Here is a 24,794-nt window from a genome sequence, read left to right as displayed (position 1 = left end):
TCGTTCGAACCTTGCTGCACCGCCGTAGGACTACTGAGGGAGCGCCATGACCCACCCCGCCGACACCCACGACCTGATCAGGGTCGCCGGAGCCCGGGAGAACAACCTGAAGGACGTCAGCGTCGAGCTGCCGAAGCGCCGCCTCACCGTCTTCACGGGGGTCTCGGGATCCGGCAAGAGCTCGCTGGTCTTCGGCACGATCGCCGCCGAGTCCCAGCGGATGATCAACGAGACCTACAGCTCGTTCGTGCAGGGGTTCATGCCGACGCTCGCTCGCCCTGAGGTCGACCTGCTCGACGGCCTGACCACGGCGATCATCGTCGACCAGGAACGGATGGGCGCGAACCCGCGCTCGACGGTCGGCACCGCGACGGACGCCAACGCGATGCTCCGGATCCTGTTCAGCCGGTTGGGGGAGCCGCGCATCGGCTCACCCACGGCGTTCTCCTTCAACGTGCCGACCCGCAAGGCCAGCGGCGTGATGAGCACCGAGAAGGCCGGCGGCCGCGTCGAGAAGAACGTCGTCAAGGAGGCCGTCTACCTGGGCGGTATGTGTGCGCGCTGCGAGGGCTTGGGCAACGTCAGCGACATCGACCTGACCGCCCTCTACGACGCGGAGAAGTCGCTCAACGAGAGCGCCATCAAGATCCCCGGCTACTCGATGGAGGGTTGGTACGGACGCATCTTCCGCGGCTGCGGCTGGTTCGATCCCGACAAGCCGCTGAAGAAGTTCACCAAGAAGGAGCTCAACGACCTCCTCTACAAGGAGGCCACCAAGATCAAGGTCGAGGGCATCAACCTCACCTACCTCGGGCTGATCCCGCAGATGCAGAAGTCGATGCTCTCCAAGGACGTCGAGGCGATGCAGCCGCACATCCGAGCGTTCGTCGAGCGGGCTGTCACCTTCCAGACCTGTCCGGAGTGCGACGGCACCCGCCTCTCGGCCGAGGCACGTTCGGTGAAGATCGCCGGCAAGAACATCGCCGAGCTGTGCGCGATGCAGATCACCGACCTGGCCGACTGGTTGCGCAAGCTCAAGGAGCCGTCGGTAGCGCCGTTGCTCACCGGGCTGCAGGCGCTGCTCGACGCGTTCGCCGACATCGGCCTGGGCTACCTGAGTCTGGACCGGCCGGCGGGCACGCTCTCGGGCGGCGAGGCGCAGCGCACCAAGATGATCCGACACCTGGGATCGTCGCTGACCGACGTCACCTACGTCTTCGACGAGCCGACCGTCGGGCTGCACCCGCACGACATCCAGCGGATGAACGAGCTCCTGCTGCAGCTGCGCGACAAGGGCAACACGGTGCTCGTCGTCGAGCACAAGCCCGAGACGATCGCGATCGCCGACCACGTCGTCGACCTCGGACCCGGCGCGGGTACCGGCGGCGGCACGATCTGCTTCGAGGGCACCGTCGCCGGGCTCCGCAAGAGCAAGACGGTCACCGGCAAGCACCTCGACGACCGGGCTGCCCTGAAGGACGAGGTCCGGTCGTCGACCGGATCGCTGGAGATCTGCAAGGCATCGACCCACAACCTCCAGGACGTCGACGTCGACATCCCGTTGGGCGTCCTGTGCGTCGTCACCGGGGTAGCCGGCTCCGGCAAGAGCTCACTCATCCACGGCTCGGTCGCCGACCGGGAGGGCGTCGTCGTCATCGACCAGAGCGCCATCAAGGGCTCACGGCGGAGCAACCCGGCGACGTACACGGGGCTCCTGGAGCCGATCAGGAAGGCGTTCGCCAAGGCGAACGGCGTGAAGCCCGCGCTGTTCAGCGCGAACTCCGAGGGCGCGTGCCCGGGCTGCAACGGCGCCGGCGTCATCTTCACCGAACTCGGCGTGATGGCCACCGTGGAGTCGACCTGCGAGGAGTGCGAGGGGAAGCGGTTCCAGGCCGCCGTCCTGGAGTACACCTTCGGCGGAAAGAACATCGCCGAGGTGCTGGCGATGCCGGTCAGCGAGGCGCTGGCGTTCTTCAGCGACGGCGACGCCGCGACGCCGGCAGCCCAGAAGATCCTTGAACGGCTCGAGGACGTGGGTTTGGGTTATGTCAACCTCGGCCAGCCGTTGACCACCCTGTCGGGAGGGGAGCGCCAGCGGCTCAAGCTGGCGACTCAGATGGCCGAGAAGGGCGACATCTACGTCCTGGACGAGCCGACCACCGGCCTGCACCTGGCTGACGTCGAGAACCTGCTGGGGTTGCTGGACCGCCTGGTCGAGTCCGGCAGGTCGGTGATCGTCATCGAGCACCACCAGGCCGTCATGGCGCACGCCGACTGGATCATCGACCTGGGACCCGGCGCCGGCCACGACGGCGGCACGGTCGTCTTCACCGGGACGCCGGCGGAGCTGGTGGCGGCGAAGAAGAAGACGCTGACCGGCGAGCACCTGGCGGCGTACGTCGGTGCTACTTGACCTGGATGCCCCAGCCTTCACCGCGGTCCCCGGTGGCGCAGTTCGCGCGGCTGGAGTAGCCGCGCTTCTGCAGAACCCACGGGCCGTACCGGGCGTAGTGGTCGCGTGTTCCCGTGGGCGTCACGTGGTAGCACTGCAGCGAGACGCGGACGTACGTGCCTTTCGCCTCAGGGTCGCAGGACGCGACGCCATAGTTGGGCGTCGCGAAGACGAGGCCTCCGCTGCACCAGTCGACCGCCTGGGCGGGCGGCGTACTGATGCCGACGGCGACCGTGGACAGGACGGCGCCAGCACCTACGAGGTAGCGCAGTTTCATCGTTTGCTCCCAGATCGGACCCGGCGGGTCCACCCAACTGAGACCCGGGCGGAGTGGATCTGCTTACGCGAGCCGGCGATCAACGATTCCGGTAGCTGCTGTCCGGCAACATCTCCGGGCACGTCCCTCCGGGCGTCGTGGCGAGCTCGAAGTGCCACATCTCGTTCGCGAACATCCGGCACAGGCCCCAGGTGGCGCCGTGCTGCTCGAGCCACACATCGGCCTCGGTCGGGCCGATGTCCACAGCGTCCCCGGTGACGTGAGCCGAATTGTCCGGAGTGGAGACGAACCTGAGCGCTTCCTCCAGGCTGCCGTAGCGAGCGACCGCCTCGTCGAGCAGGCGTCTCTGGTGAGCCTTGCTGCGCCATCCGCTGGTGACCTTCATCTGGATGCCGTCGGCCGCGGCGGCTCTGGTGGCCTGCTGGACAGCCCGGCGCAGCTCGGGGTCCAGGCCCTTGCGGTGCGCCGTGTGCTTCTTCGGTACCGGAGGAGCCATTTCAGTATCGGAGGAAGGTTCCGGAACGGTCTGGATGGTCATGGGGACGGTGCAGCCGGCGACGAGTGCGCCCGCGGCCAGCAGGAGGAAGAACTTCATGACCTCGACGCTAGGAACCACGCGCGGCGCACGGATCCGTCGCAGGTACGTGGTTGCATGCCGTAGGTGCAGCAGGACTCGTTCTCAGGGCCAACCAGGTCAGAACACGTTCCAGAAGGGGTTCCTGCGCGTAGATAGGTCGCCGATAAGGGACATTATGTCAACATGCACCGATCGGCATCCCTCCTACCAGTCCTGGCATGCTGTCCTCATGGACGTCGTCGACCTGGCCGACAAGCTGAGCCTGTTCACCCAGCACTGGTCGCCCAAGCGCGTCGCCACGCTGAACGACTACGAGATCAAGGTCGTGAAGATCCAGGGTGAGTTCGTCTGGCACACGCACGACGACACCGACGAGCTGTTCCTGGTGCTGTCCGGAACTCTCACGATCCAGCTGCGTGACGGCGACGTCGTCCTGGGACCTGGCCAGCTCTACGTCGTGCCCCGGGGTGTCGAGCACTGCCCGGTCGCCCAGGACGAGGTGCACGCGGTTCTCATCGAGCCGCGTGGCGTCGTCAACACGGGCAGCGCCGGTGGGCCCCTGACAGCAGTCGTCGAGGCTCTCTGATGAGCCTCACCCAGCGCCTCGTGCTGCGTTTCGCCGGGAACCGCGCCGCGGAGATCGAGCGGGAATCGCGCTCCTGGGTCGTCCACTGCCCGTCCTGCGGCGTGCGCACCAGCTACTGGGACCTCGGCGGAGTCCGCTGGAAGGCCTCCTCCACCGGCAAGAAGATCCGGAGCACCTGCCCCGGGTGCGGCCGCTCCGGGATGGTCGACGTCGTCCGGGAGCCGGCCCCGTGACGATCCGCCTGGTGAGACCCGAGGACGCCGAGGCGATGGCAGCGCTCCTCCGGGCCAACCGGGAGCACCTCGCGCCCTGGGATCCGGTGCGTCCCGACTCCTACTTCACCCTCGAAGGCCAGCGCGACGTCATCGCACGCCAGGTCGCCAGCCTCCGGGCCGGCACGGAGTACCCGTTCGTCATCGAGCAGGACGGCGCGATCGTCGGCCGGGTGACCATCTCCAACGTCGTTCGGGGCCCTTTGCAGAGCGCGAATCTCGGCTACTGGATCGACCACGAGCGCCAGGGCACCGGCCTGACGACGCGCGCCGCAGCCGCAGCGGTCAACCACGCCCGCGACGAGCTCGGTCTGCACCGGCTCGAGGCCGGAACGCTCGTGCACAACACCGGCTCCCAGCGCGTCCTGGAGAAGCTCGGCTTCGTCCGGTACGGGCTGGCTCCGGGCTTCCTCAACATCGCCGGCAGGTGGCAGGACCACGTGCTGTTCCAGCTGCTGCTGCACGACCGCGACGCACTCTGAGCTCTCCCCTTGCCGGCGACGCAGCGGTCTAGTCGTCCGCGCACGCCCTCCTGCGGGTGACGTTGGATCAAGGCGTTCCCGTCGTCATCTCAGGTAGGCGCTGCTTCCATCCGATCGGCGCGCAGCAACGAAGGGAAGGTCATGGGTCTCCTGCACGACGCGCGCGCCTGGCTGATCCAGAAGTCGGCGCCCCGCACCGTCAGCTACGGCGAGAACCATCGCTACAGCGGGACCGACCTGCCCGCCCCGACCTCGATCCAGGTCCCGACGCGGCACGGCCTGGTGCGGTGCGACGTGTACCGACCGTCCGTCGCCACCACGTCCCTGCGGCCGGCGTACGTGCACTTCCACGGCGGCGCGTTCCTGATGCGCTACCCCCAGATGGACGACTTCTTCGCCCGGATCGTCGCGGCCGAGACCGGCGCCCTGGTGGTCAACGTCGACTACGACGTCGCGCCGCAGGTCCGTTTCCCGGTCGCCCAGGAGCAGTGCCACGACGTCGCTGCCTGGGTCGCCACCCACGGCGAGGAGCTCGGGATCGACGAGAGCAGGGTCGCCATCGGAGGTTTCAGCGCCGGGGGCAACCTGGCTGCCTCAGCCGCGCTCCAGGCCCGGGACCTCGGCTCCTTCTCCCCCGCGTGCCAGCTGCTCGCCGTGCCCTCGTTGGACGTCGCCGAGCCGATCGTGTCCAAGAAGGCGACGATCGAGCACCCGATGATCACCGCCGGCCTGCTGCACCTGGTCCGGCAGACCTACTTCCGTGACGTCGAGGCCCGGCAGTCCCCGTACGCCTCCCCCGTCCGTGCCCTCGACCTCACGGGTCTGGCGCCGGCGATCGTGATCACCGCCGAGAACGACCTCCTGCGCGCCGAGGGCGACCGGTACGCCGTACGGCTGCGCGAGCACGGGGTCGAGACCTTGCACCACGTGGTGCGCGGCGCCGACCACTACTTCCTCGAAGCCGGCCCCGCGGGAGCACGCAGCACGCTGAACGTCGTCGTCGGAGCCCTTCTGCTGCACCTGGCGCCGCCGCGGGAATCACCTGAAATCCTGCCCAATCCGACCCGAACGACGCGGAACTCCGGGTAACTCCGCCGTTCATTTTGTCGCAGTAGTCCGAAATCTACCGGCCTGAATGCGTTACACGGACGCCCAACCTCGCTAGGGTTGCCCTGAACCCGGCCGCTGGGGAGAGAACGCACGACGACGTGGCTGAGTGATCCGTGTTGAAGCCCGCGAGCAGAAACGTGAGAAGTTTGATGGATATCCCGATTTATGACCTCAACGACGGCACCGAGCTCCCGGCAGTGGGCTTCGGCACGACCGGGCTCCAGGGAGCGGACGGCCTGGACGCGATCCTGTCGGCCGTCGAGGCCGGCTACCGCCTGATCGACACGGCCGTGAACTACGGCAACGAGATGACCGTCGGCGAAGCCATCCGCCGCTCGGGTGTCCCCCGCCCCGAGTTCCGCGTGACCAGCAAGCTGCCCGGTCGGCACCACGCGTACGACGACGCGATCGTCTCCACGCACGAGTCGCTCGGTCGTCTCGGCCTCGAGCACATCGACCTGCACCTGATCCACTGGCCGAACCCGAAGCGTGACGAGTACAGCGAGGCCTGGCGCGCGCTGGTCGACCTGCAGCGCGACGGTCTGGTCACCACGATCGGCGTCTCGAACTTCACCGCCGAGCACCTCGACCGGATCATGGACACCAGCGGCGTCGTCCCCGCGGTCAACCAGATCGAGATGCACCCGTACTTCCCGCAGGAGGAGCTCCGCGCGGTGCACGACTCGCTCGGCATCCGCACGGTCGCCTGGAGCCCGCTGGCACGCACCAAGGGCCTCTTCGAGGAGGACGTCATCCGCAACGCAGCGGAGGCGCACGGCGTGAGCGAGGCCCAGGTCGTCCTGCGCTGGCACTTCCAGCTCGGGTCCGTTCCGATCCCGCTGTCCACCAAGCCGGAGAACCAGCTGGCCAACGGTGACATCTTCGAGTTCGAGCTCAGCGACGACGAGGTCGACGCGATCTCCTCGCTCGGTCGCGAGGACGGTCGTTGGTTCGACGGCGACCCGAACGAGCACTACGAGATGTAGCCCAGCTCTTTCGAAGGGCCGCGGACCGGTGTCCGCGGCCCTTCGTGCTTCCCTGGCTACCATCAGCGCATGTCCCGACTGCGCGCCCTGACGCTCCTCGCCCTTGTCCCGCTCGCCCTCGCCGCCGGCTGCGGTTCCGACGGCAAGTCCTCCTCCAGCGAGCCGAAGGCCGACGGGAACGGCGGGGTCTCCTGCAGCTACCCGAAGGACGGCGAGGCCAGCAAGCCCGTTCAGCTCCCCGCCAAGCTCAGCGACCCCAGCGCAGCGACCCGGACGACGATCACCACGAGTGCGGGAGCCATCCCGATCACGTTCGACGTGGAGCAGGCACCGTGCACGGTGCACTCGTTCCTCTCGCTGGCCAAGCAGGGCTACTTCGACGGCACCACCTGCCACCGGCTCACCACCAGCGGCATCTACGTGCTCCAGTGCGGCGACCCGACCGGTACCGGAACCGGGGGTCCGGGGTACACCATCGCGGACGAGCTGGTGCCCGACGACCCACGCCTGCAGCCGTGCGACGCAACCGGAGCGTGCACCTACTCCAACGGTCTGGTCGCGATGGCGAAGACCCCGGCGCCCGACTCCGGCGGCTCGCAGTTCTTCCTGATCTACGCGGACTCGCCGCTGCCCCCGGAGTACACGGTGTTCGGCAAGACCGACGCAGCCGGCCTCAAGGTCCTCAAGGCGATCGGAGCCGCGGGAACCGCCGACGGCGCTCCGGACGGCGCCCCGAAGACCCCGGTGAAGATCACGTCGGTGAAGTAGCCGCTCCCCCCTGGACCATCTCGACCGGGGTGGGCAGGGCGACCGTGCGGCTGACCGTGCACAGCCGGTCGCGGGACTGCTCGATGGACCGCTGGACGACCGACCGCGCGGCGTCGCCGGCCTCGCCCTCGGGGAAGGTGATGTCGAAGGTCACCTTGAGGTTGGTCAGGTGGTTGCCGTTCTCGTCACGGACCTTGTCCCCCTCGACGTGCACGTCGAAGTCCGTCGGCTGCGCACGCTTGCCGGTGATCAGGTCGACGTCGATGGCGCTGCACCCGGCGATCGCCGCGAGGAGCAGCTCGACCGGGGTGAAGTCGGGATCCTGGCCCCGCCCGATCGGGAGCACTCCCCCGCGCACGTTGGTGGCCTTGTAGCGGCTCTCGCCGATCCGGGTGAGCTCGACGGTCCGGAGGTCGGGGCGGGGATCGGGGCGGTCCTCAGTCATGGGGCCAGCCTGCCACGTGGCTAGGCTGGCCGACGTGCGCAGTCTGCAGCTGAGTGAGTCCCGGGACCGGTTCGACCTGCTCGAGGTGACGTCGTACGACGTGACGCTCGACCTGCGCGACGAGAGCACCTTCGCCAGCCGCACCGTCATCGGGGTGACGTCCCAGGGCGGGGAGACCTTCCTGGACCTCAAGCCGGTCTCGCTGGAGTCGATCGTCCTGGACGGTGCCTCGCTGCCGGTCGACGCCCTGGACGACGGGCGCTACCCGCTGTCGCTGGCGCCGGGTGCCCACGAGCTCGTGGTCGAGGCCACGATGGGGTTCCGCAACGACGGCGAGGGCCTGCACCGCTCCCTCGACCCGGCCGACGGCCGGACGTACGTCTACCAGATGAGCTTCATGAGCGCGGCCCCGTCGGTCTTCGCGTGCTTCGACCAGCCCGACCTGAAAGCGCCGTACACGCTGCACGTGTCCGCCCCCGAGGACTGGAACGTGACCGCGAACGCGGCCGGCCGCGAGGTCGAGCCGGGGCGCTGGGAGTTCGATCGGAGCGAACCGCTCTCGACGTACTTCGTCAGCCTCGTCGCCGGCCCGTACCACCGCCTGCACGACGAGCACGACGGCATCGCGCTGGGGCTGCTGAGCCGCGTCTCCCTGGCGCCGGCGCTGGACGCCGACGCCGACGAGCTGTTCACCATCACCAAGCAGTGCTTCGACGAGTTCCACCGGTTGTTCGGGATCCGCTACGCGTTCGGGAAGTACGACCAGGCGTTCGTGCCTGAGTTCAACGCCGGCGCGATGGAGAACCCCGGGTGCGTGACGTTCCGCGACCCGCTGCTGTTCAGCTCGCGGGTGCCCCGCAGCACCCGGATCCAGCGGGCGACGACGGTCTCCCACGAGATGGCGCACCAGTGGTTCGGCAACCTGGTCACCCCGCGGTGGTGGGACGACCTGTGGCTCAACGAGGCTTTTGCCGAGTACATGGGCAACCGGGTCGCCGGCGAGGTCACCGAGTTCGACGACGCGCTCGTGTGGGCGGCGACGGACCGCCGCAACTGGGGTCTCACCGCGGACTCGCGCCCGTCCACCCATCCGGTCGCGGGCAACGGGGCGCTCGACGCGGACGCGGCCCTGCAGGACTTCGACGGCATCTCCTACTCCAAGGGTCATGCCGTCCTCACCCAGCTGGCGAACCAGGTCGGCGACGACGTCTTCTTCGGCGGCGTGCGGGACCACTTCGAGCGGCACCGCTTCGGGAACGCCACGATGCGCGACCTGTTCGACTCCTGGGAGCGGGCAGGCGCCGGCGACCTGACGGCGTGGACGGGGGCGTGGCTGCGCACCGCCGGCCTGGATCGGATCGAGCTGGACCGGGCCACGGGTTCGCTGCGCCGCACCCCGCCGGGGGGTCAGCCCGTCGACCGGACCCACGTGCTCGGTGTCGCCACCTGGACCCGGGTCGACCTGGGAACGTTCCGAGGTCACCGTCTCCCAGGACCACACCCCCCTCGAGCTGCCCGGCGGTGCGCCGGTGATCCTTGATCCCGAGGTGGAGGCCTGGGCCGATCTCACCATCGACCCCGTCAGCGCCGCCGAGCTGCCCGCCCTCCTCCCCCGCATCACCGACCCGCTCCTGCGGGCGTCCGTGTGGATCACGCTGCGCAACGGCGTCCACCACGCGCGTCTCGACCCGGACGCCGCTGTCGACCTGCTGTGTGCCGGGATCCCGACCGAGGACCAGGACGTCGCCATCGGGGCGATCGGCACCTGGGTCGGCGACGACGGCGAGGGCACCCGCGGCGTCGTGCACGAGAAGCTGCTCGCCGTCGTCCGCGATCCGCAGGCTGCGCGGGAACGCCTGCACGCGGCCTTCCTGCAGCGCGCGGGTTCCGCCGAGCGCGGGTCGGACCTGCAGCTCGCGGCGGTCCGCGCGTCCATCTCCACGGCGTCCTCGGACGAGTACCTCGAGGAGGTGCTGGCAGGCGCCGGACCCGGCGGGCTGGTTCCGGATGCCGACCTCCGCTGGCGGGTCCTCAAGCGGCGCACCACTCTCGGCCTCGCGGACTCCGACGACCTGGACCGCGAGCTCGCCGCGGCCAACGACGCCAAGTCCCAGGTCGCGCACGCCTGGTGCCACGCCCGCCTCGCGGATGCCGACGCGAAGGCGTGGGCCTGGCAACGGTTCACCGGCGAGGCAGCGGCATCGAACTACGAGGTCGAGGCCATCGGCACCGGGTTCTGGGGACGCGGCCAGGACGCCGTGGTCGCTCCGTACGCCGAACGCTTCTTCGACGAGGTCGCCGCCACCACGGCGGTGCGCACCGGCTGGGGACTCGCCGACGGCGCCCTGTTCTTCTACCCCATCACGCAGGACGACGACGCCACACTCGCGCGGACCGAGGCGCTGCTGGGCGATCCCGACCTCAACCCGAGCATCCGGCGCGTCCTGATCGATGCCGGGGACGAGGTCCGGTGCCGCCTGCGCGCGCGGGAGCGGTACGCGTGACAGCACGCGAACGTCGCCCCGGCCCGACCGTCCGCACCCGGGTGACCGAGGTCCGTCCCGACCTCACCACCCACCACGAGGACCGGCTCGCGACCGAGGAGCCCCTCGAGATCAGGCTGGCCTGGCCCGGCGCCCCGGCTCGGCGCGCGGGGGTGACCATGCGCACTCCCGGACACGACTTCGAGCTGGCCGTCGGGTGGCTCGTGCACGAGCAGGTCCTCGCGCGCGACGCCGTCTCCGCCGTGCGCTACTGCACCGACGCCGACCTCAGCGACCTCGAGGAGTTCAACGTGGTCACCGTCGAGAGCGACCGAGCGCCGCTGCGGTTGCCCGAGAGCCGCCTGGTGAGCTCGGCCTGCGGCGTCTGCGGCAGTGAGTCGATCGCGGACGTGCTGCGCGACGTGCCGGCCGGGCAGGCTGGGCAGCCCGGGCAGCCCGGGCCGGTGATCGGCGCCGCGGTCGTCGGCGCGCTCCCGCAGGCGCTGCGCGAGCACCAGGGCGTCTTCGAGCGCACCGGCGGTCTGCACGCCGCGGGGCTGTTCACCGAGGGCGGCGAGCTCGTCGTCGTGCGCGAGGACGTCGGGCGTCACAACGCGGTCGACAAGGTCGTCGGCAGCAGGATCCTCGCCGGAGCGAGCGTCCCCGGTGTCCTGGTGCTCAGCGGCCGGGTCGGCTTCGAGCTGGTGCAGAAGGCGGTCGTGTCCGGCATCGGCGCGGTGGTCGCCGTCGGCGCACCCAGCTCGCTGGCGGTGCGCCTGGCGTCCGAGGCCGGGGTCGGTCTGGTCGGTTTCACCCGCCCGGACCGGTTCGTCGTCTATGCCGGAGGCGCCCGGTTCGGCGTGTGAACCGACGTTTGTCGGGGCCCTCTCCTACGGTGAGGACGTGCGCATCCTCCACACCTCAGACTGGCACCTCGGGCGCCAGTTCCACGGTCAGTCGATGCTCACCCACCAGGCGGCGTACGTCGACCACCTGCTCGGCCTGATCGAGGACCGCGAGATCGACCTGGTGGTGGTCGCCGGCGACATCTACGACCGCGCGCTGCCTCCGGTGGACGCCGTCGCGCTGGCCGACGACGCCTTCGCGCGGCTCGCGGCGTCGCGCGCCCGCGTCGTCGTGACCAGTGGCAACCACGACTCCGCCCAGCGTCTAGGGTTCAACTCCCGGCTGGCCGACGCGGCCGGGTTCCACCTCCGGACGCACCTCGACCGGGTGGCGGAACCGGTGCTCGTGCCGGACGAGCACGGCGAGGTGGCCGTGTACGGGATCCCCTACCTCGAACCCGACCACGCCAAGCGGCACTGGGACCTCTCGACCAGGTCCCACCAGGCCGCTCTGGGCGAGGCGATGAGGCGGATCAACGCCGACCTCGCCGCGCGGGGACCGGTCCGTTCCGTCGTCCTGGCGCACGCCTTCGTCATGGGCGGCACCACCAGCGACAGCGAGCGCGACATCGCCGTGGGCGGGGTCTCCGCCGTCCCGACCGCTCTCTTCGACGGCATCGACTACGTCGCGCTCGGCCACCTGCACGGGCGGCACACCCTGACCGAGTCGGTACGGTACTCGGGCTCCCCACTGGCCTACTCGTTCTCCGAGGCCGATCACCTCAAGGGCACCTGGCTGGTCGATCTGGGCGCTGAGGGACTCGCAGCGACCGAGTTCGTCGCCGCGCCGGTGCCGCGGCCGCTCGCCCGGATCTCCGGGACCATCGACGAGCTGCTCACCAGCACCCGGTACGACGCCGACGAGCACTCCTGGGTCCAGGCGACGATCACCGACCCCGTCCGTCCAGCCCAGGCCATGGCCCGGTTGCAGGCCCGCTTCGAGCACGTGGTCGCGCTCCAATTCGCCCCGCCGACCACGGCCGGCGCTTCCCGCCGCCGGGTCGTGACCGGGCGCAGCGACCACGAGATCGCCCTGGCCTTCGTCTCCGACGTCCGGGGCGAGCCGGCCAGCGCGGCCGAGTCCGACCTGCTGCGTGACGCCTGCGAGGCGTGCGCGCTCGATCCCGACGGTGACGTGCGGGTGCGAGCCTGATGCGCCTCCACCACCTGTCGGTCACCGCGTTCGGCCCCTTCGCCGGCACCGTCGAGGTCGACTTCGACGAGCTCTCGTCCGCGGGCCTCTTCCTGCTCACCGGAGCGACCGGAGCGGGCAAGACCAGCGTGCTGGACGCCGTCTGCTTCGCGCTCTACGGGCAGGTGCCCGGCGACCGCGCCGGCGCCAAGCACCTGCGCAGCGACCACGCCGCCCCCCAGGTGGCTCCGGAGGTCAGGCTGCGGCTCAGCATCGGTGAGCGCGAGCTTCTCTTCACCCGCTCCCCCGCCTGGATGCGTCCCAAGCTGCGCGGCACCGGCGAGACGAAGGTGCAGGCGCACGTCCTGGTCGAGGAGCTGCGCGACGGTTCCTGGACCGTGCTGACCAACCGGCTGGACGACGCCGGTCTGCTGGTCAGCGATCTCCTCGGCATGACCTGCGCGCAGTTCAACCAGGTCGCCCTGCTTCCCCAGGGCCGTTTCCAGGCGTTCCTCCGGGCCACGTCGGCTGAACGGCACGCCGTCCTCCAGCAGCTGTTCCGCACCGATCGCTACGAACGCATCGAGCACTGGTTGGTCGAGCGCCGTACCCGTGCCCGTCGCGCCAGCGAAGCAGCCGGCGAGAGCGTGCTGGAGACGGTGAACCGTCTGCGGGAGGCGAGCGGGTCCGAGGTCGAGGAGGAGTGGTTCGCCGACCTGGGTACCGCGTTCGAGAACGGCGACCTCGAGCGCTGGGTCGCTGCCGGCACCGCCGCGGCCACCGGGCAGAAGGCCACGAGCGCGGCCCGTTCGCAGGTGGCCGATGCGGATCTTCTCCGGGCGACGACCCGCCTCGAGGAGGCGCAGCGGCTCCGCGAGCTCCGTGCACGAGGCGCCCGGGCAGAAGCTGCTGTCGCGGAGTGGGCAGCACGCGCCGACGAGCTCGAGGAGCTCCGGTCTCGCACGCTCGACCACCATCGTGCTGCACCCCTGACCGCGCTCGCCCGCAGCCACGACGCGGCCGAGCGCGCAGCGTCCGCCGCACGCACCACCTGGTCGGCGTGGACCCTCCCCGCGGAAAGCCTGGACGACGCGCTCGGTCGGGCCCGCGCGGCGCACGCGACCGCTGTCGCCTTCACCCCTCGGGAGACCGCCCGGCTCGAGGCCCGTGCCCGCGCCGACGAGGTGCGCTCGACGTTGCGGGCGGTCGAGTCAGGGGTCGCGGAGCTCGAGCTCGTGATCGCGGATCAGCCCGCGGTCATCGCGGAGGCAGCTGCTGCCACCGACGAGGCTCGAGCCGCCGCGGCAAGGCACCCCCTGGCGCTGGCGCGCGTGGACGCCCTGGAGACCTCGCTCGGCGAGGCACGCCGGGCGGAGCTGCTCGGACTCGAGCTGACCGCGGCCCGGACCGACGTGCTCAGCGCCACCAGCACGGCGCAGCGGGCCCGCGAGCACTACCTCGACCTGCGCGAGGCACGGATCAACAACATGGCCGGCGAGCTCGCCGGCCAGCTGGCCAGCGGGTGCTCGTGCCCGGTCTGCGGGAGCGCGTCCCACCCGGCTCCGGCGCGCAGCCAGAGCAACGGCGTCGGCCGTGCCGAGGAGGACCAGGCCCGCAAAGAGCTCGAGGACGCCGAGTTCGAGCTCCAGGCTCGCCAGGTCCAGGTAGCCTCACTCGAGGGTGAGCTGAGCGGGCTGGAGCTCCGGTTGGCCGGGCTGGACCGCGAGCGTCTCGCCGATCAGCTCGCGTCCGCCCGGGACGAGGCCGAGCGGCTCGAGCCGCTGGCGGCCGCACTCGACGTGCTGACTGCGCACGAGGCCACGTGCCGTGACCGGCTCGAGCGTGCGCGCGCCGACCTCGCCTCGGCGCTGCTCGAGCGCACGGCTCTGCAGACCGAGCTCGCGGGTATCGCCGAGCTCGACGAGGCGATCGCTACCGAGTGGGAGTCCGTGCTCGCCGCGTCCGGGTCCGCAGACGCCGAGACGTCCACCATGCCCCTGGCGGAGATCATCGGTCTCCGGGCCCGCCGGGTGAGCGACCTCGAGAGGGCCGCCACCGACCTCCAGCGTGCGCAGGAGTCGCAGCACCAGGCCGACCAGCTGTTCGAGCAGCTGGGGCGCGCTGCTGCCGACGCAGGCTTCGAGGACCCCGCGGCCGCGGTGGCCTCGCTGCTCGCCCCCGAGGATCTCCGGCAGGCGGAGGACCTGCTCGCCGAGGCGGACCTGGCCGTGCACGCCGCGCGCGCGACGCTCGCTGACCCGGACGTGCTCGACGCGCTGGAGCAGCTGCCTCTGGCGCTGCCCGATCTGGAGGCGGCCGTGGAGTCCGCAGCGGCCGTGGCGCGAGCGGCGGCGTCGGCCTACTCCGCGGCGACGGCGCGCTGCGAGCGGCTGACGGCGCTCGCTTCCCAGCTCGGCACCAGACTCGAGGCGTGGGCTCCCCTGCGGGCAGACCACCGCACCGTGGCCGCACTGGCCGCCCTGGTCGAGGGCAAGAGCGTGGACAACCCGCAGCGGATGAGGCTGGCGGCGTACGTGCTCGCCGAGCGGTTGCGGCAGGTCGTGGACGCGGCCAACGAGCGCCTCGCTGCGATGTCGGACCAGCGGTACGCGCTCGAGCACACCGACGACCGGGGTTACGGCGAGCAGCGCGGCGGGCTCAGCCTGCGGGTGCGCGACGACTGGAACGGCGTGCACCGCGATCCCGCGACGCTGTCCGGCGGCGAGACCTTCGTCGTGTCCCTCGCGCTGGCACTCGGCCTGGCCGACACCGTCGCGCACGAGGCGGGCGGGACCGACATCGACACCCTGTTCATCGACGAGGGCTTCGGGTCTCTCGATGCCGACACCCTCGAGGACGTCATGGACACCCTCGACCGGCTGCGGGACGGCGGACGTGTGGTCGGCCTGGTCAGCCACGTGCCGGAGCTGCGCAGCCGGATCGCGACCCAGCTCGAGGTCAGCAAGGGCCGCTCGGGCTCGACACTGCGCGCGGTGCTGTCCGGAGGGTGACGGTGCCCTCGGTAGGGTCGTCGCATGAGTGCCGACGACGCCGCGCCGATCGACCCGACGTTCACCGCCCTGCCGTTCCGGAAGCTGGCCGACGCCGCGCTCTCCCGCGCTCGTGACCTTGGTGTCACCCATGCCGACTTCCGCTTCGAGCGGGTGCGGTACCAGCACTTCTCGGTCCGCGACGGCAGCCTGCAAGGCGCGGAGGACGTCGAGGACCTCGGCTTCGCCGTGCGCGTCATCCACCGCGGGGCCTGGGGTTTCGCGTCCGGGGTCCTGCTCACCAGCTCCGAGGCGATCACCGTCGCCGAGCAGGCGGTGAACGTCGCACTCGTGGCGGCCGAGATGACCCGGCGACCAGTCGACCTGGCCACCGAGCCGCTCTACGACGACGTCGCCTGGTCCTCGGCGTACGAGATCAACCCGTGGGACGTACCGCTCGGGGAGAAGGTCGACCTGTTCCGCGGTTGGACCAGCACGCTGCTCGCCGCCGACGTCGTCGAGCACGCCACCGGCGGCCTGCAGCAGGTGCTGGAGAACAAGTTCTACGCCGACCTGGCCGGCACCAGCACGACCCAGCAGCGGGTGCGGCTGATGCCGTCGATCGAGGTGCACGGCTCGCGCGGGGACCGCTTCGACTCGATGGCCTCGATCGCCCCGCCGGTCGGTCGCGGGTGGGAGTACCTCGTCGACGGCGGCTACGACTTCGGGGCCGAGCTCGCCGAGCTCCCGGCCCTGCTCGACGAGAAGCTCTCGGCCCCCAGCGTCACGGCGGGCACCTACGACCTTGTCATCCACCCCAGCAACCTGTGGCTGACCATCCACGAGTCGATCGGCCACGCGACCGAGCTCGACCGTGCCCTGGGCTACGAGGCGAACTACGCCGGCACGTCGTTCGCGACACCGGACAAGCTCGGCACGCTGCAGTACGGCTCGGCCCTCATGCACGTCACCGGGGACCGCACCCAGACCCACGGCCTGGCCACCATCGGGTACGACGACGAGGGCGTCGCCGCCCAGAGCTGGGACATCGTCAAGGACGGAGTCCTGGTGGGGTACCAGCTCGACCGCCCGATGGCGCACACGTTCGGTGCGGCGTTGAACGGTGGTCGCTCCAACGGGTGCGCCTACGCCGACTCCCCCGGGCACATCCCGATCCAGCGGATGGCGAACGTGAGTCTCCAACCGGACCCCGACGGCCCCGACACCGCCGGCCTGATCAGCCAGGTCGAGCGCGGGATCTACATCGTCGGCGACAAGTCCTGGTCCATCGACATGCAGCGTTTCAACTTCCAGTTCACCGGCCAGCGCTTCTACGCGATCGAGAACGGCGAGCTGCGCGGACAGCTGCGCGACGTCGCCTACCAGGCGACCACCACGGACTTCTGGAACTCGATGAGTGCCGTGGGCGGCCCGGAGACCTACGTGCTCGGCGGGGCGTTCAACTGCGGCAAGGCCCAACCGGGCCAGGTCGCAGCGGTCAGCCACGGCTGCCCGAGCGCGCTGTTCCGGGACGTGAACGTGCTCAACGTGGCCGCCGAGGGCGGCGAAGGAGAGGACATCTGATGGCGCTCGTCAAGCCCCAGCACCTGGTCGAGCACGCGCTCGACGCCTCGACCTCACCGGCGTGCATCGTCATCGTCCAGGACTCCAGCAGCGCGAACCTGCGGTGGGCGAACAACACCCTGACCACCAACGGGGTCATGCACAGCATCGGCGTCACGGTGATCGCCTTCGCCGGCGACGGCAACGCGTCGGTGAGCGGCACGGCCGCCTCCCCCGAGCAGGTCGCCGACCTCGTTGCCCAGGCCGACGCCGCGGCTCTGCTGGCGCAGCCTGCTGAGGACCGCGCCGACCTGCTCACCGAGGGCGCCGCCGCAGACTGGGACGACCCGGCCGAGACCACCTCGATCGAGGTCTACCGCGACTTCGCCACCGAGCTCGGGCGCGAGTTCGAGCGCGCCGAGGCCGAGGACCGGATCCTCTACGGCTTCGTGAACCACGAGGTCACCACCACCTACCTCGGGTCCAGCACCGGCCTGAGGCTGCGGCACGTCCAGCCGACCGGCCACTACGGCTGCACCGGCAAGCCGACCGATCTCTCGACCAGCGCGTGGGTGGGAGGTGCCACCCGCGACTTCTCCGACGTCTCCGCAGCGAGGATGGCTGCCGACGTCGCCACCCGGATCGGTTGGGGCGCTCGGCGCATCGACCTGCCGGCCGGACGCTACGACACCGTGCTGCCCCCCGGAGCCGTGGCCGACCTCATGATCGACGCGTACTGGAGCGCCGGCGCGCGGGTGGCCCACGACGGTCAGACGGTGTACTCGAAGTCCGGCGGAGGCACCCGCGTCGGCGAGCAGATCGTCGACCCGCGGGTCACCCTGCACTCGGACCCCGGCTACCCGGGCCTCGGCGCCGCGCCGTTCGTGATCGCGAGCGGTTCGGGCAACGACAGCAGCGTCTACGACAACGGTCTTCCGCTCGGTCCGACGTCCTGGATCACTGACGGCGTGCTGACCTCGCTGCTGCAGACACGGCACTCGGCAGGGCTCACCGGACTGGCGACGACCCCCGGCATCGACAACCTCGTGCTCGACGTCGCCGGTGGCTCGGGCTCCGAGGGCGACCTGGTGACAGGGCTCGAGGACGGCCTGCTGCTCACCTGTCTCTGGTACATCCGCGAGGTCGACCCGCAGACGCTCCTGCTGACCGGGCTCACCCGTGACGGCGTCTACAAGGTCGAGGGCGGCGAGATCGTCGGCGCGGTCAACAACTTCCGGTTCAACGAGTCCCCCGTCGACCTGCTCAAGCGGTTCACCGCGGCGTCGGCCACGGTGCCGAGCTTCGGCCGCGAGTGGGGCGACGACTACTTCTCCCGGACCGCGACCCCGGCGCTGCGGATCCCCGACTTCAACATGAGCTCGGTCTCCCAGGCGCTCTGAGGGCCCGGCGGTTACCTACCAGTAACCGCGATTGAGTACAAGACTGCCGGAGGTGTGACCGGGGCCACTACGTTGCGGGGGAGCCCGCTCGGGCTCCTCACCCAGCCAGGAGGCAATCCGGTGTCATCCCTCCCCTTGCGTCGCCGTCTCACCATCCTGACCGCCCTGTCGCTCGCGACCGTCGGCCTCAGCGCGGTCACCTTCGCCGATCCGGCCCACGCCGACGGCCCGGGGGTCGGGACGCCGTACGTCGTGTCCGTCGGCGACTCCTACATCTCCGGCGAGGCCGGCCGCTGGGCGGGCAACACCAACAACGGCGAGTCCCTCCACGACGCGCTCGGCGGCACCGCGTACTTCGACAACGCCGCGAACAACGCCGAGACGATCAACCGGTGCCACCGCAGCAAGTCGGCGGAGATCGCCATCGGCGGCGGGATCAGCTCGCTCAACCTGGCGTGCTCCGGGGCCAAGACCGGGACCTACACCGACGGGTCGAACTTCAAGCCCGGCATCGACTTCTACAGCTCCGGCGGCAACCAGGGCCAGGCACTGATGCTGCAGAACTTCGCCGCCACGCACAACGTGAAGATGGTGCAGATCAGCATCGGCGGCAACAACTTCGACTTCGCGGGCATCGTGACCCAGTGCGTCGTCGACTTCCTCGGATCGCCGACGTGGTGGAAGGACTACTGCAAGGACGACAGCATCGTGGTCAACAACCTGTCGACCTCGGCGGTGAGCTCCCGTCGCGCCGAGATCGCTGGGGCGTTCCAGAACGTGCGCACCGCGATGCGCAACGCCGGGTACGCCGACGGCTCCTGGACGCTGCTGGTCTCCAACTACATGTCCCCCCTGCCCAACGGATCCGGCATCCGGTACTCCGAGTCCGGCTACACCCGGCAGAGCACCGGCGGCTGCGGCTTCTGGAACGCCGACGCCGACTACGCGAACAGCACCCTGCTGCCGAAGATCAACCAGACGATCAGTGAGGCGATCACCGCGTCGGGACTGACCAACGTGAAGACGATCAACGTCGCCAACGCGTTCAACGGCCGTCGGCTGTGCGAGAACACCGTCGGTCTTCTCGAGGAGAAGGGTCTGCCGAGCTGGACCACGGCCGGCGCCGTCGACAAGACGGAGTGGATCAACACCATCCGCACCGCCACGGCGACGGGCAACTACTACATCCAGGAATCGCTGCACCCGAACTACTGGGGTCAGAAGGCGCTGCGCAACTGCGTGCGCCAGGCCTACAACGGCGGTGCGCCGAAGAGCGGCACCTGCGTGCGGGGGTCCAACGGCCTCAACGGCAACGGTGAGCCCAACATGACGCTGCAGTAGGCACCGTCGGTTGAGCCTGCCGAAACTAGGGGCCGTCCGGGTAGGGCACTCGCGTGTAGCGGAACGTCGCGCACTCGAGGGCCTCCGGACGGCCCTCGGCGTCCCGCTGCACGACCTCGAGGGTCTCCCCGAGCAGGTAGCCCTCGACCCCGCGGATCCGGTCCGGGCCGACCTCGAACCTGTCGGAGAGCCGGGCGTCCTGGAGCGTCCGCAGCTCGAGCAGCTGGTTGGACCAGCGCAGCTCGTGGGCGGTGTTGCCCCAGAACCAGACGCCGAGAAGCTCGGCGACCCGTTCCTCCGGAGCCACCGACGGACTCCAGCGCTCGCCGGCGTACTCCTCAGCACCGTCGAGCAGGGCGGGGGCGAGCACGTCGGTCGCCAGGCCCGTGGTCGCGTTGCTCAGGGCCACCGCCCCGGTCCGGGTCCTCCGGTCGACGAAAGCGCAGGCCTGGAACCCGGGCATCGAACCGGTGTGACCGACCAGGACCCTGTCGCCGTCCACCATCCGGCGCAGGCCCAGGCCGTACTCGCCGTGCGGGGCTGGTGCGCTCATCTCCTCCAGGGTCGTGGCCGCGAGGATCTCGGGGTGACCCGTCGCCAGGAAGTCGACCCAGCGGGCGAGGTCCGCCAGCGTGCTCCAGACCTGTCCGGCCGGCGCCATCGCTCCGGTGTCGGCGTGCGGCTCACGGGTCAGGGTGCCGTCGAAGTGCCCGACGCTGTAGCCCTGCGCGTGCTCACCCGTGTGCAGGTACGTCGTCCGGGTCATGCCCAGCGGTGCCAGCAACCGCTCCGCCACGAGGTCCCACCAGATCTCGCCGCGCAGTCGGGCGACCGTCTCCCCCAGCAGTGCGTACCCGAGGTTGCTGTAGTGGAAGGTCGTCCCCGGCGCGAGCACCTGGCCGCTGCCGTCGTTGGCCGCCACGAGGGTCTCCACGTCGACGCCGGGTGACCGCTCCCACCAGGGGCCGACCGGTTCGGCCTGCATCCCCGAGGAGTGCCGGAGCAGGTCGCGCACCGTGTGCGCGGCGTACCCGGTGCCGGGCAGGAACCGTCCGAGCTCGTCGTCCAGGCCGAGCAGGCCGTCGTCACGGCACTGCATCACCAGCACCGCCGTCATCGTCTTCGTGATCGACCCGATCCGGTACTGGGCGTCGACCGCGCCCCCGTCCCCGGCGATCCCGGTCCACGTCAACCGGCCGTCCTGGACGGTACCGCCCACGACCGAGGGCAGCCGTCCCTCGGCCTGGGCCCGGTCGAGGACCGCCTGCTGGCGAACCGTCACGCGAAGGCTTCGGGCGGCGGGCAGGAGCAGACCAGGTTTCGGTCGCCGTACGCCTGGTCGATCCGGTTGACCGGCGGCCAGTACTTGTCCGGGTCGAACCCGTTCGGGAAGACCGCGGTGGCGACGTCGTACGGCAGGTCCTGGTTGATCGCGTCGGCGGTGTGCGGGGCTCCGGTGAGCGGGTTCGCTCCGGCGGCCCACTCCCCCGAGACGACCTTCGCGATCTCGCCGCGGATCGCGATCATCGCGTCGACGAATCGGTCGATCTCGGCCAGGTCCTCGCTCTCGGTGGGCTCGACCATCAGCGTCCCAGCGACCGGGAAGCTCATCGTCGGGGCGTGGAAGCCGTAGTCGATGAGGCGCTTGGCGATGTCGTCGACGCTCACCCCGGTGTCCTTGGAGATACCGCGGACGTCGAGGATGCACTCGTGCGCGACCAGGCCGTTGTGGCCGCGGTAGAGCACCGGGAAGTGCTCGTCGAGACGAGCGGCGACGTAGTTGGCAGCGAGCACCGCGACCGCGGTGGCGCGGGTGAGTCCCTCCGCCCCCATCATCCGCACGTAGGCCCACGAGATCGGCAGGATCCCCGCCGAGCCGTACGGCGCCGCGCTGATCGGGCCGATCCCGCTGCGCTTGTCCGCCTCGGGGTGCAGCGGATGGGTCGGGAGGTACGGCGCCAGGTGCTCGCGGACGGCGACCGGGCCGACACCCGGACCGCCGCCACCGTGCGGGATGCAGAACGTCTTGTGCAGGTTCAGGTGGCTCACGTCGCCCCCGAAGTGACCGGGCTTGGCGTGGCCGAGCAGCGCGTTGAAGTTGGCGCCGTCGATGTAGACCTGACCGCCGGCGTCGTGCACGATGCCGCAGAGCTCCGAGATCGTGTCCTCGTACGCACCGTGCGTGGAGGGGTAGGTCACCATGATCGCGGCGAGGTCGGCCGCGTGTGCCTCCACCTGCGCGCGCAGGTCGTCGAGGTCGACCGATCCGTCGTCGGCCGACTTCACCACGACCACCTTCATGCCGGCCATCACCGCCGAGGCGGCGTTGGTGCCGTGTGCCGACGACGGGATCAGGCAGACGTTGCGCTCGGTGTCGCCGTTCGCGAGGTGGTACCCCCGGATCGCCAGCAGACCGGCGAGCTCGCCCTGGGAACCGGCGTTCGGCTGGATCGAGACGCGGTCGTAGCCGGTCACCTCGGCGAGCCAGCCCTCGAGGTCGCTCACCAGCTCGGCGTACCCACCGGCGTCGGCGGCCGGGACGAACGGGTGCAGGTTCGCGAAGCCGGGCAGGCTGATCGGCTCCATCTCGGAGGTGGCGTTCAGCTTCATGGTGCAGGAGCCGAGCGGGATCATGCCGCGGTCCAGCGCGTAGTCCCGGGCCGAGAGCCGACGCAGGTAGCGCAGCATCGAGGTCTCGGAGCGGTGCTTGTTGAACACCTCGTGGGTCAGGAAGTCGGTTGTCCGGTTGAGCGCCTCGGGCAGCACGCGGCCGGGCTCGACCGCTGCCGGGGTGATGCCGAACGCGGCATGGATCGCCCGCAGCGTCCCGGCGTCGGCGGTCTCGCCGAACGACAAGCCGACCGTGTCGGCGTCGACCTGGAGCAGGTGCACGCCCTCGGCGCGCGCTGCGGCCACCACCTCGGCCGCACGACCCGGGACGGCGACCTGGAAGGTGTCGAAGAACGCGTCGGTCAGCACCGTCAGACCCGCGTTGGTCAGGGACGCTGCGGTACGGGCGGCCAGGTCGTGGATGCCGCGCGCGATCGCGCGCAGCCCGTCCGGGCCGTGGTAGACGGCGTACATGGCCGCCGTGACGGCCAGCAGCACCTGGGCGGTGCAGATGTTGGAGGTGGCCCGGTCGCGGCGGATGTGCTGCTCGCGGGTCTGCAGCGAGAGCCGGTACGCCGGCCGCCCGGCCGCGTCGACCGAGACGCCCACCAGACGACCCGGCAGGTGCCGCTCGAGACCGGCGCGCACCGACATGTACCCGGCGTGCGGTCCGCCGTAGAACAGCGGCACGCCGAAGCGCTGCGAGGAGCCGACCACCACGTCGGCGCCCAGCGTGCCCGGCGCCTCCAGCAGGGTCAAGGCGAGCAGGTCGGCAGCCACGACCGCGAGCGCGCCGCGCTCCTGGGCGGCGGCGATCAGGGCCCGCGGGTCGGTGATCCGGCCCGAGGCGCCCGGGTACTGCACCAGGAGGCCGCTGAGCTCGCCCGCGGGCAGGCCGTCGGTCAGGTCGGCCACGAGGACGTCGATGCCCATCCCCTCGGCCCGGGTCCGGACCACCTCGATGGTCTGCGGCAGCGCGTCGGCGTCGACGACGAAGGGGCCGTTCGCCTTGGGCGCAGCGCGACGGACGAGCGTCATCGCCTCCGCGGCCGCCGTGCCCTCGTCCAGCAAGGACGCGTTGGAGGTCGGCAAGCCGGTGAGGTCGGCGATCATCGTCTGGAAGTTGAGCAGCGCCTCGAGACGGCCCTGGCTGATCTCCGGCTGGTACGGCGTGTACGCGGTGTACCAGGACGGGTCCTCGAGCACGTTGCGCCGGATCACCGGCGGGGTGATCGTGCTGTGGTAGCCGAGGCCGATCATCGGCGTACCGGGCTCGTTGCGGCCGGCGAGCGCCTGCAGCTCCGCGGCCGCGGTCGCCTCGGAGGCCGCCTCGGGGAGCGAGAGCGCCTTCTCGGCGCGGATCCGACCGGGGACGGCCGCTTCCATCAGGGCGTCGAGGGAGTCGAAACCGACGACCTTGAGCATCTCGGCGATGGCGGCGTCGTCGGGCCCGATGTGACGGTCGACGAAGGGACGAGCAGACATGAGGCTCCCAAAAGCAAGGTCGGGTCACCTCCCCCTCTGTCGGACACGATGTCCTTCAGAGTTGCCTGTCCCGCGCAGTCCGTGCGCCTGAGAGGTTCCGGGGAGGAGTTGCCCCTTCGGCGCTCCGGTTCGGTACCTCGTCGTACCGCCGGAGACTCTCCCGCGCGGGATGTCCAGCAGGGACCAAAAGTACCAGCCCCGTCCCGGTCGAGGACCGGAACGGGGCTGGTTGAGACTGGAGTTTGTTGCTGGTGCTGCGAACCGGGCTGGATCAGCCCGACATCCGCGCCTGGCGGCGGGCCGCCAGCTCGTCGTTGGCGTCCGCGGTCGCGTCCGCCTCCTCGGCGGTGCGCTCGGAGGGCAGCTCGGCGAGCGAACCCTCGATCTCGCGCCACACGCCGCCGATCGCGATGCCGAAGACACCCTGGCCACCCTGGAGCAGGTCGATGACCTCGTCGTTGCTGGTGCACTCGTAGACCGAGGCGCCGTCGCTCATCAGCGTCACGCGGGTGAGGTCGTCGGTCCCGCGGGCACGCAGGTGGGCCACGGCGGTACGGATCTGCTGCAGCGAGACGCCGGCGTCGAGCAGGCGCTTGATGACCTTGAGCAGGAGGATGTCGCGGAAGCCGTACAGGCGCTGGGTGCCGGACCCGGTCGCGCTGCGGACGGTGGGCTCGACCAGACCCGTGCGGGCCCAGTAGTCGAGCTGGCGGTAGGTGATCCCGGCGGCGTTGCACGCGGTCGGACCGCGGTAACCCAGGTCAGCCGGAAGGGTCGAGACGTCCTCGCTGAACAGCAGTCCCTGCTGGTCGGCGGACTCGGCAGCCTTCGCTGCGGCAAGCTCCGCCTGCGCGTCGATCTCGGCTACGGACTTGCCGTCTCCACTGTTGATGCCCACTACGACCTCCAAGTCTCCTCCACTGAGCGTAA

General features: G+C 70.5%; 21 protein-coding genes and 1 riboswitch. Of the genes, 15 read left to right on the top strand and 6 right to left on the bottom strand.

Annotated features, from left to right (window positions below):
• Positions 1-46 precede the first annotated feature (46 nt).
• Positions 47-2,413 carry an ATP-binding cassette domain-containing protein gene (locus tag ABIE44_RS18905; RefSeq protein WP_209714083.1) on the top strand — a complete coding sequence of 789 codons (2,367 nt, stop codon included), beginning with the start codon at positions 47-49 and terminating at the stop codon, positions 2,411-2,413.
• On the opposite strand, the gene ABIE44_RS18900 is transcribed toward ABIE44_RS18905, so the two are convergent.
• Positions 2,406-2,729, bottom strand: coding sequence for a hypothetical protein (locus ABIE44_RS18900; protein WP_209714085.1), 324 nt, complete (start codon positions 2,727-2,729; stop codon positions 2,406-2,408). The genes ABIE44_RS18905 and ABIE44_RS18900 overlap by 8 nt on opposite strands.
• A 79-nt stretch (positions 2,730-2,808) precedes the next feature.
• Positions 2,809-3,324 carry a M15 family metallopeptidase gene (locus ABIE44_RS18895; protein WP_209714087.1) on the bottom strand — a complete coding sequence of 172 codons (516 nt, stop codon included), beginning with the start codon at positions 3,322-3,324 and terminating at the stop codon, positions 2,809-2,811.
• Between the two features lie 211 nt (positions 3,325-3,535).
• On the opposite strand from ABIE44_RS18895, the gene ABIE44_RS18890 reads away from it, so the two are divergent.
• The 6 genes from ABIE44_RS18890 (at position 3,536) to ABIE44_RS18865 (ending at position 7,510) form a co-directional block, all read left to right on the top strand.
• Positions 3,536-3,892, top strand: coding sequence for a cupin domain-containing protein (locus tag ABIE44_RS18890; RefSeq protein ID WP_209714089.1), 357 nt, complete (start codon positions 3,536-3,538; stop codon positions 3,890-3,892).
• Positions 3,892-4,125 carry a phage terminase large subunit family protein gene (locus ABIE44_RS18885; protein ID WP_209714091.1) on the top strand — a complete coding sequence of 78 codons (234 nt, stop codon included), beginning with the start codon at positions 3,892-3,894 and terminating at the stop codon, positions 4,123-4,125. Before ABIE44_RS18890 ends, ABIE44_RS18885 begins: the two co-directional genes overlap by 1 nt.
• Positions 4,122-4,646 carry a GNAT family N-acetyltransferase gene (locus ABIE44_RS18880; protein WP_354438311.1) on the top strand — a complete coding sequence of 175 codons (525 nt, stop codon included), beginning with the start codon at positions 4,122-4,124 and terminating at the stop codon, positions 4,644-4,646. Before ABIE44_RS18885 ends, ABIE44_RS18880 begins: the two co-directional genes overlap by 4 nt.
• 141 nt (positions 4,647-4,787) lie before the next feature.
• A complete protein-coding gene (locus tag ABIE44_RS18875; protein WP_209714093.1) occupies positions 4,788-5,735 on the top strand; it encodes an alpha/beta hydrolase in 948 nt (315 codons plus the stop codon).
• 170 nt (positions 5,736-5,905) lie between these two features.
• Complete coding sequence (locus tag ABIE44_RS18870) at positions 5,906-6,742, top strand: aldo/keto reductase (protein WP_209714095.1); 837 nt, start codon at positions 5,906-5,908, stop codon at positions 6,740-6,742.
• A gap of 69 nt (positions 6,743-6,811) precedes the next feature.
• Complete coding sequence (locus tag ABIE44_RS18865; RefSeq protein WP_209714097.1) at positions 6,812-7,510, top strand: peptidylprolyl isomerase; 699 nt, start codon at positions 6,812-6,814, stop codon at positions 7,508-7,510.
• Here the strand turns inward: ABIE44_RS18865 and ABIE44_RS18860 are convergent.
• Entirely contained in the window at positions 7,494-7,955 is a 462-nt protein-coding gene (locus ABIE44_RS18860) for an OsmC family protein (RefSeq protein ID WP_209714098.1), read from the bottom strand. The two genes, ABIE44_RS18865 and ABIE44_RS18860, sit on opposite strands and share 17 nt — an antisense overlap.
• A 34-nt stretch (positions 7,956-7,989) precedes the next feature.
• Here ABIE44_RS18860 and ABIE44_RS18855 point away from each other — a divergent pair, with 34 nt between their 5' ends.
• The 8 genes from ABIE44_RS18855 (at position 7,990) to ABIE44_RS18820 (ending at position 19,769) form a co-directional block, all read left to right on the top strand.
• Positions 7,990-9,495, top strand: coding sequence for a M1 family metallopeptidase (locus ABIE44_RS18855; protein WP_354438310.1), 1,506 nt, complete (start codon positions 7,990-7,992; stop codon positions 9,493-9,495).
• Positions 9,485-10,459 carry an ERAP1-like C-terminal domain-containing protein gene (locus ABIE44_RS18850; protein WP_354438309.1) on the top strand — a complete coding sequence of 325 codons (975 nt, stop codon included), beginning with the start codon at positions 9,485-9,487 and terminating at the stop codon, positions 10,457-10,459. The genes ABIE44_RS18855 and ABIE44_RS18850 overlap by 11 nt, the downstream gene beginning before the upstream one ends.
• On the top strand, positions 10,456-11,304 hold the full coding sequence (locus ABIE44_RS18845) for a formate dehydrogenase accessory sulfurtransferase FdhD (protein ID WP_354438308.1): 849 nt from the start codon (positions 10,456-10,458) through the stop codon (positions 11,302-11,304). The genes ABIE44_RS18850 and ABIE44_RS18845 overlap by 4 nt, the downstream gene beginning before the upstream one ends.
• A gap of 37 nt (positions 11,305-11,341) precedes the next feature.
• Positions 11,342-12,496 (top strand): exonuclease SbcCD subunit D, encoded by a 1,155-nt coding sequence (locus tag ABIE44_RS18840; protein ID WP_209714101.1) that lies wholly within the window; start codon positions 11,342-11,344, stop codon positions 12,494-12,496.
• A complete protein-coding gene (locus ABIE44_RS18835) occupies positions 12,496-15,486 on the top strand; it encodes an AAA family ATPase (RefSeq protein ID WP_209714102.1) in 2,991 nt (996 codons plus the stop codon). The genes ABIE44_RS18840 and ABIE44_RS18835 overlap by 1 nt, the downstream gene beginning before the upstream one ends.
• Before the next feature lie 24 nt (positions 15,487-15,510).
• A complete protein-coding gene (locus tag ABIE44_RS18830) occupies positions 15,511-17,049 on the top strand; it encodes a TldD/PmbA family protein (protein WP_209714104.1) in 1,539 nt (512 codons plus the stop codon).
• Entirely contained in the window at positions 17,049-18,428 is a 1,380-nt protein-coding gene (locus ABIE44_RS18825; protein ID WP_354438307.1) for a metallopeptidase TldD-related protein, read from the top strand. Before ABIE44_RS18830 ends, ABIE44_RS18825 begins: the two co-directional genes overlap by 1 nt.
• Before the next feature lie 120 nt (positions 18,429-18,548).
• The gene (locus ABIE44_RS18820; RefSeq protein ID WP_209714107.1) at positions 18,549-19,769 is read left to right on the top strand and encodes an SGNH/GDSL hydrolase family protein; all 1,221 of its coding nucleotides are present in this window, start codon (positions 18,549-18,551) and stop codon (positions 19,767-19,769) included.
• Positions 19,770-19,794: 25 nt separating this feature from the next.
• Here ABIE44_RS18820 and ABIE44_RS18815 read toward each other — a convergent pair whose 3' ends face one another.
• From ABIE44_RS18815 to ABIE44_RS18805, 3 genes are all read right to left on the bottom strand, one after another.
• The gene (locus ABIE44_RS18815; protein ID WP_209714109.1) at positions 19,795-21,051 is read right to left on the bottom strand and encodes a serine hydrolase domain-containing protein; all 1,257 of its coding nucleotides are present in this window, start codon (positions 21,049-21,051) and stop codon (positions 19,795-19,797) included.
• A complete protein-coding gene (gcvP, locus tag ABIE44_RS18810) occupies positions 21,048-23,864 on the bottom strand; it encodes an aminomethyl-transferring glycine dehydrogenase (protein ID WP_209714110.1) in 2,817 nt (938 codons plus the stop codon). Before gcvP ends, ABIE44_RS18815 begins: the two co-directional genes overlap by 4 nt.
• 65 nt (positions 23,865-23,929) lie before the next feature.
• Positions 23,930-24,037, bottom strand: a riboswitch (glycine riboswitch).
• A 98-nt stretch (positions 24,038-24,135) separates the two neighbouring features.
• A complete protein-coding gene (locus ABIE44_RS18805; protein WP_502912765.1) occupies positions 24,136-24,723 on the bottom strand; it encodes a MerR family transcriptional regulator in 588 nt (195 codons plus the stop codon).
• Positions 24,724-24,794: the final 71 nt, after the last annotated feature.

Origin of the sequence: Marmoricola sp. OAE513, from assembly GCF_040546585.1 — a bacterium.
Classification (GTDB): Bacteria; Actinomycetota; Actinomycetes; order Propionibacteriales; family Nocardioidaceae; genus Marmoricola.
Note: the sequence above shows the minus strand (reverse complement) of the source record. Positions and strands in the feature narration are given on the sequence as shown.

Coding starts and splice junctions, on each gene's coding strand:
- ABIE44_RS18905 (WP_209714083.1), top strand. CDS start 47: ATGACCCACCCCGCCGACACCCACGACCTGATCAGGGTCGCCGGAGCC.
- ABIE44_RS18900 (WP_209714085.1), bottom strand. CDS start 2,729: ATGAAACTGCGCTACCTCGTAGGTGCTGGCGCCGTCCTGTCCACGGTC.
- ABIE44_RS18895 (WP_209714087.1), bottom strand. CDS start 3,324: ATGAAGTTCTTCCTCCTGCTGGCCGCGGGCGCACTCGTCGCCGGCTGC.
- ABIE44_RS18890 (WP_209714089.1), top strand. CDS start 3,536: ATGGACGTCGTCGACCTGGCCGACAAGCTGAGCCTGTTCACCCAGCAC.
- ABIE44_RS18885 (WP_209714091.1), top strand. CDS start 3,892: ATGAGCCTCACCCAGCGCCTCGTGCTGCGTTTCGCCGGGAACCGCGCC.
- ABIE44_RS18875 (WP_209714093.1), top strand. CDS start 4,788: ATGGGTCTCCTGCACGACGCGCGCGCCTGGCTGATCCAGAAGTCGGCG.
- ABIE44_RS18870 (WP_209714095.1), top strand. CDS start 5,906: ATGGATATCCCGATTTATGACCTCAACGACGGCACCGAGCTCCCGGCA.
- ABIE44_RS18865 (WP_209714097.1), top strand. CDS start 6,812: ATGTCCCGACTGCGCGCCCTGACGCTCCTCGCCCTTGTCCCGCTCGCC.
- ABIE44_RS18860 (WP_209714098.1), bottom strand. CDS start 7,955: ATGACTGAGGACCGCCCCGATCCCCGCCCCGACCTCCGGACCGTCGAG.
- ABIE44_RS18835 (WP_209714102.1), top strand. CDS start 12,496: ATGCGCCTCCACCACCTGTCGGTCACCGCGTTCGGCCCCTTCGCCGGC.
- ABIE44_RS18830 (WP_209714104.1), top strand. CDS start 15,511: ATGAGTGCCGACGACGCCGCGCCGATCGACCCGACGTTCACCGCCCTG.
- ABIE44_RS18825 (WP_354438307.1), top strand. CDS start 17,049: ATGGCGCTCGTCAAGCCCCAGCACCTGGTCGAGCACGCGCTCGACGCC.
- gcvP (WP_209714110.1), bottom strand. CDS start 23,864: ATGTCTGCTCGTCCCTTCGTCGACCGTCACATCGGGCCCGACGACGCC.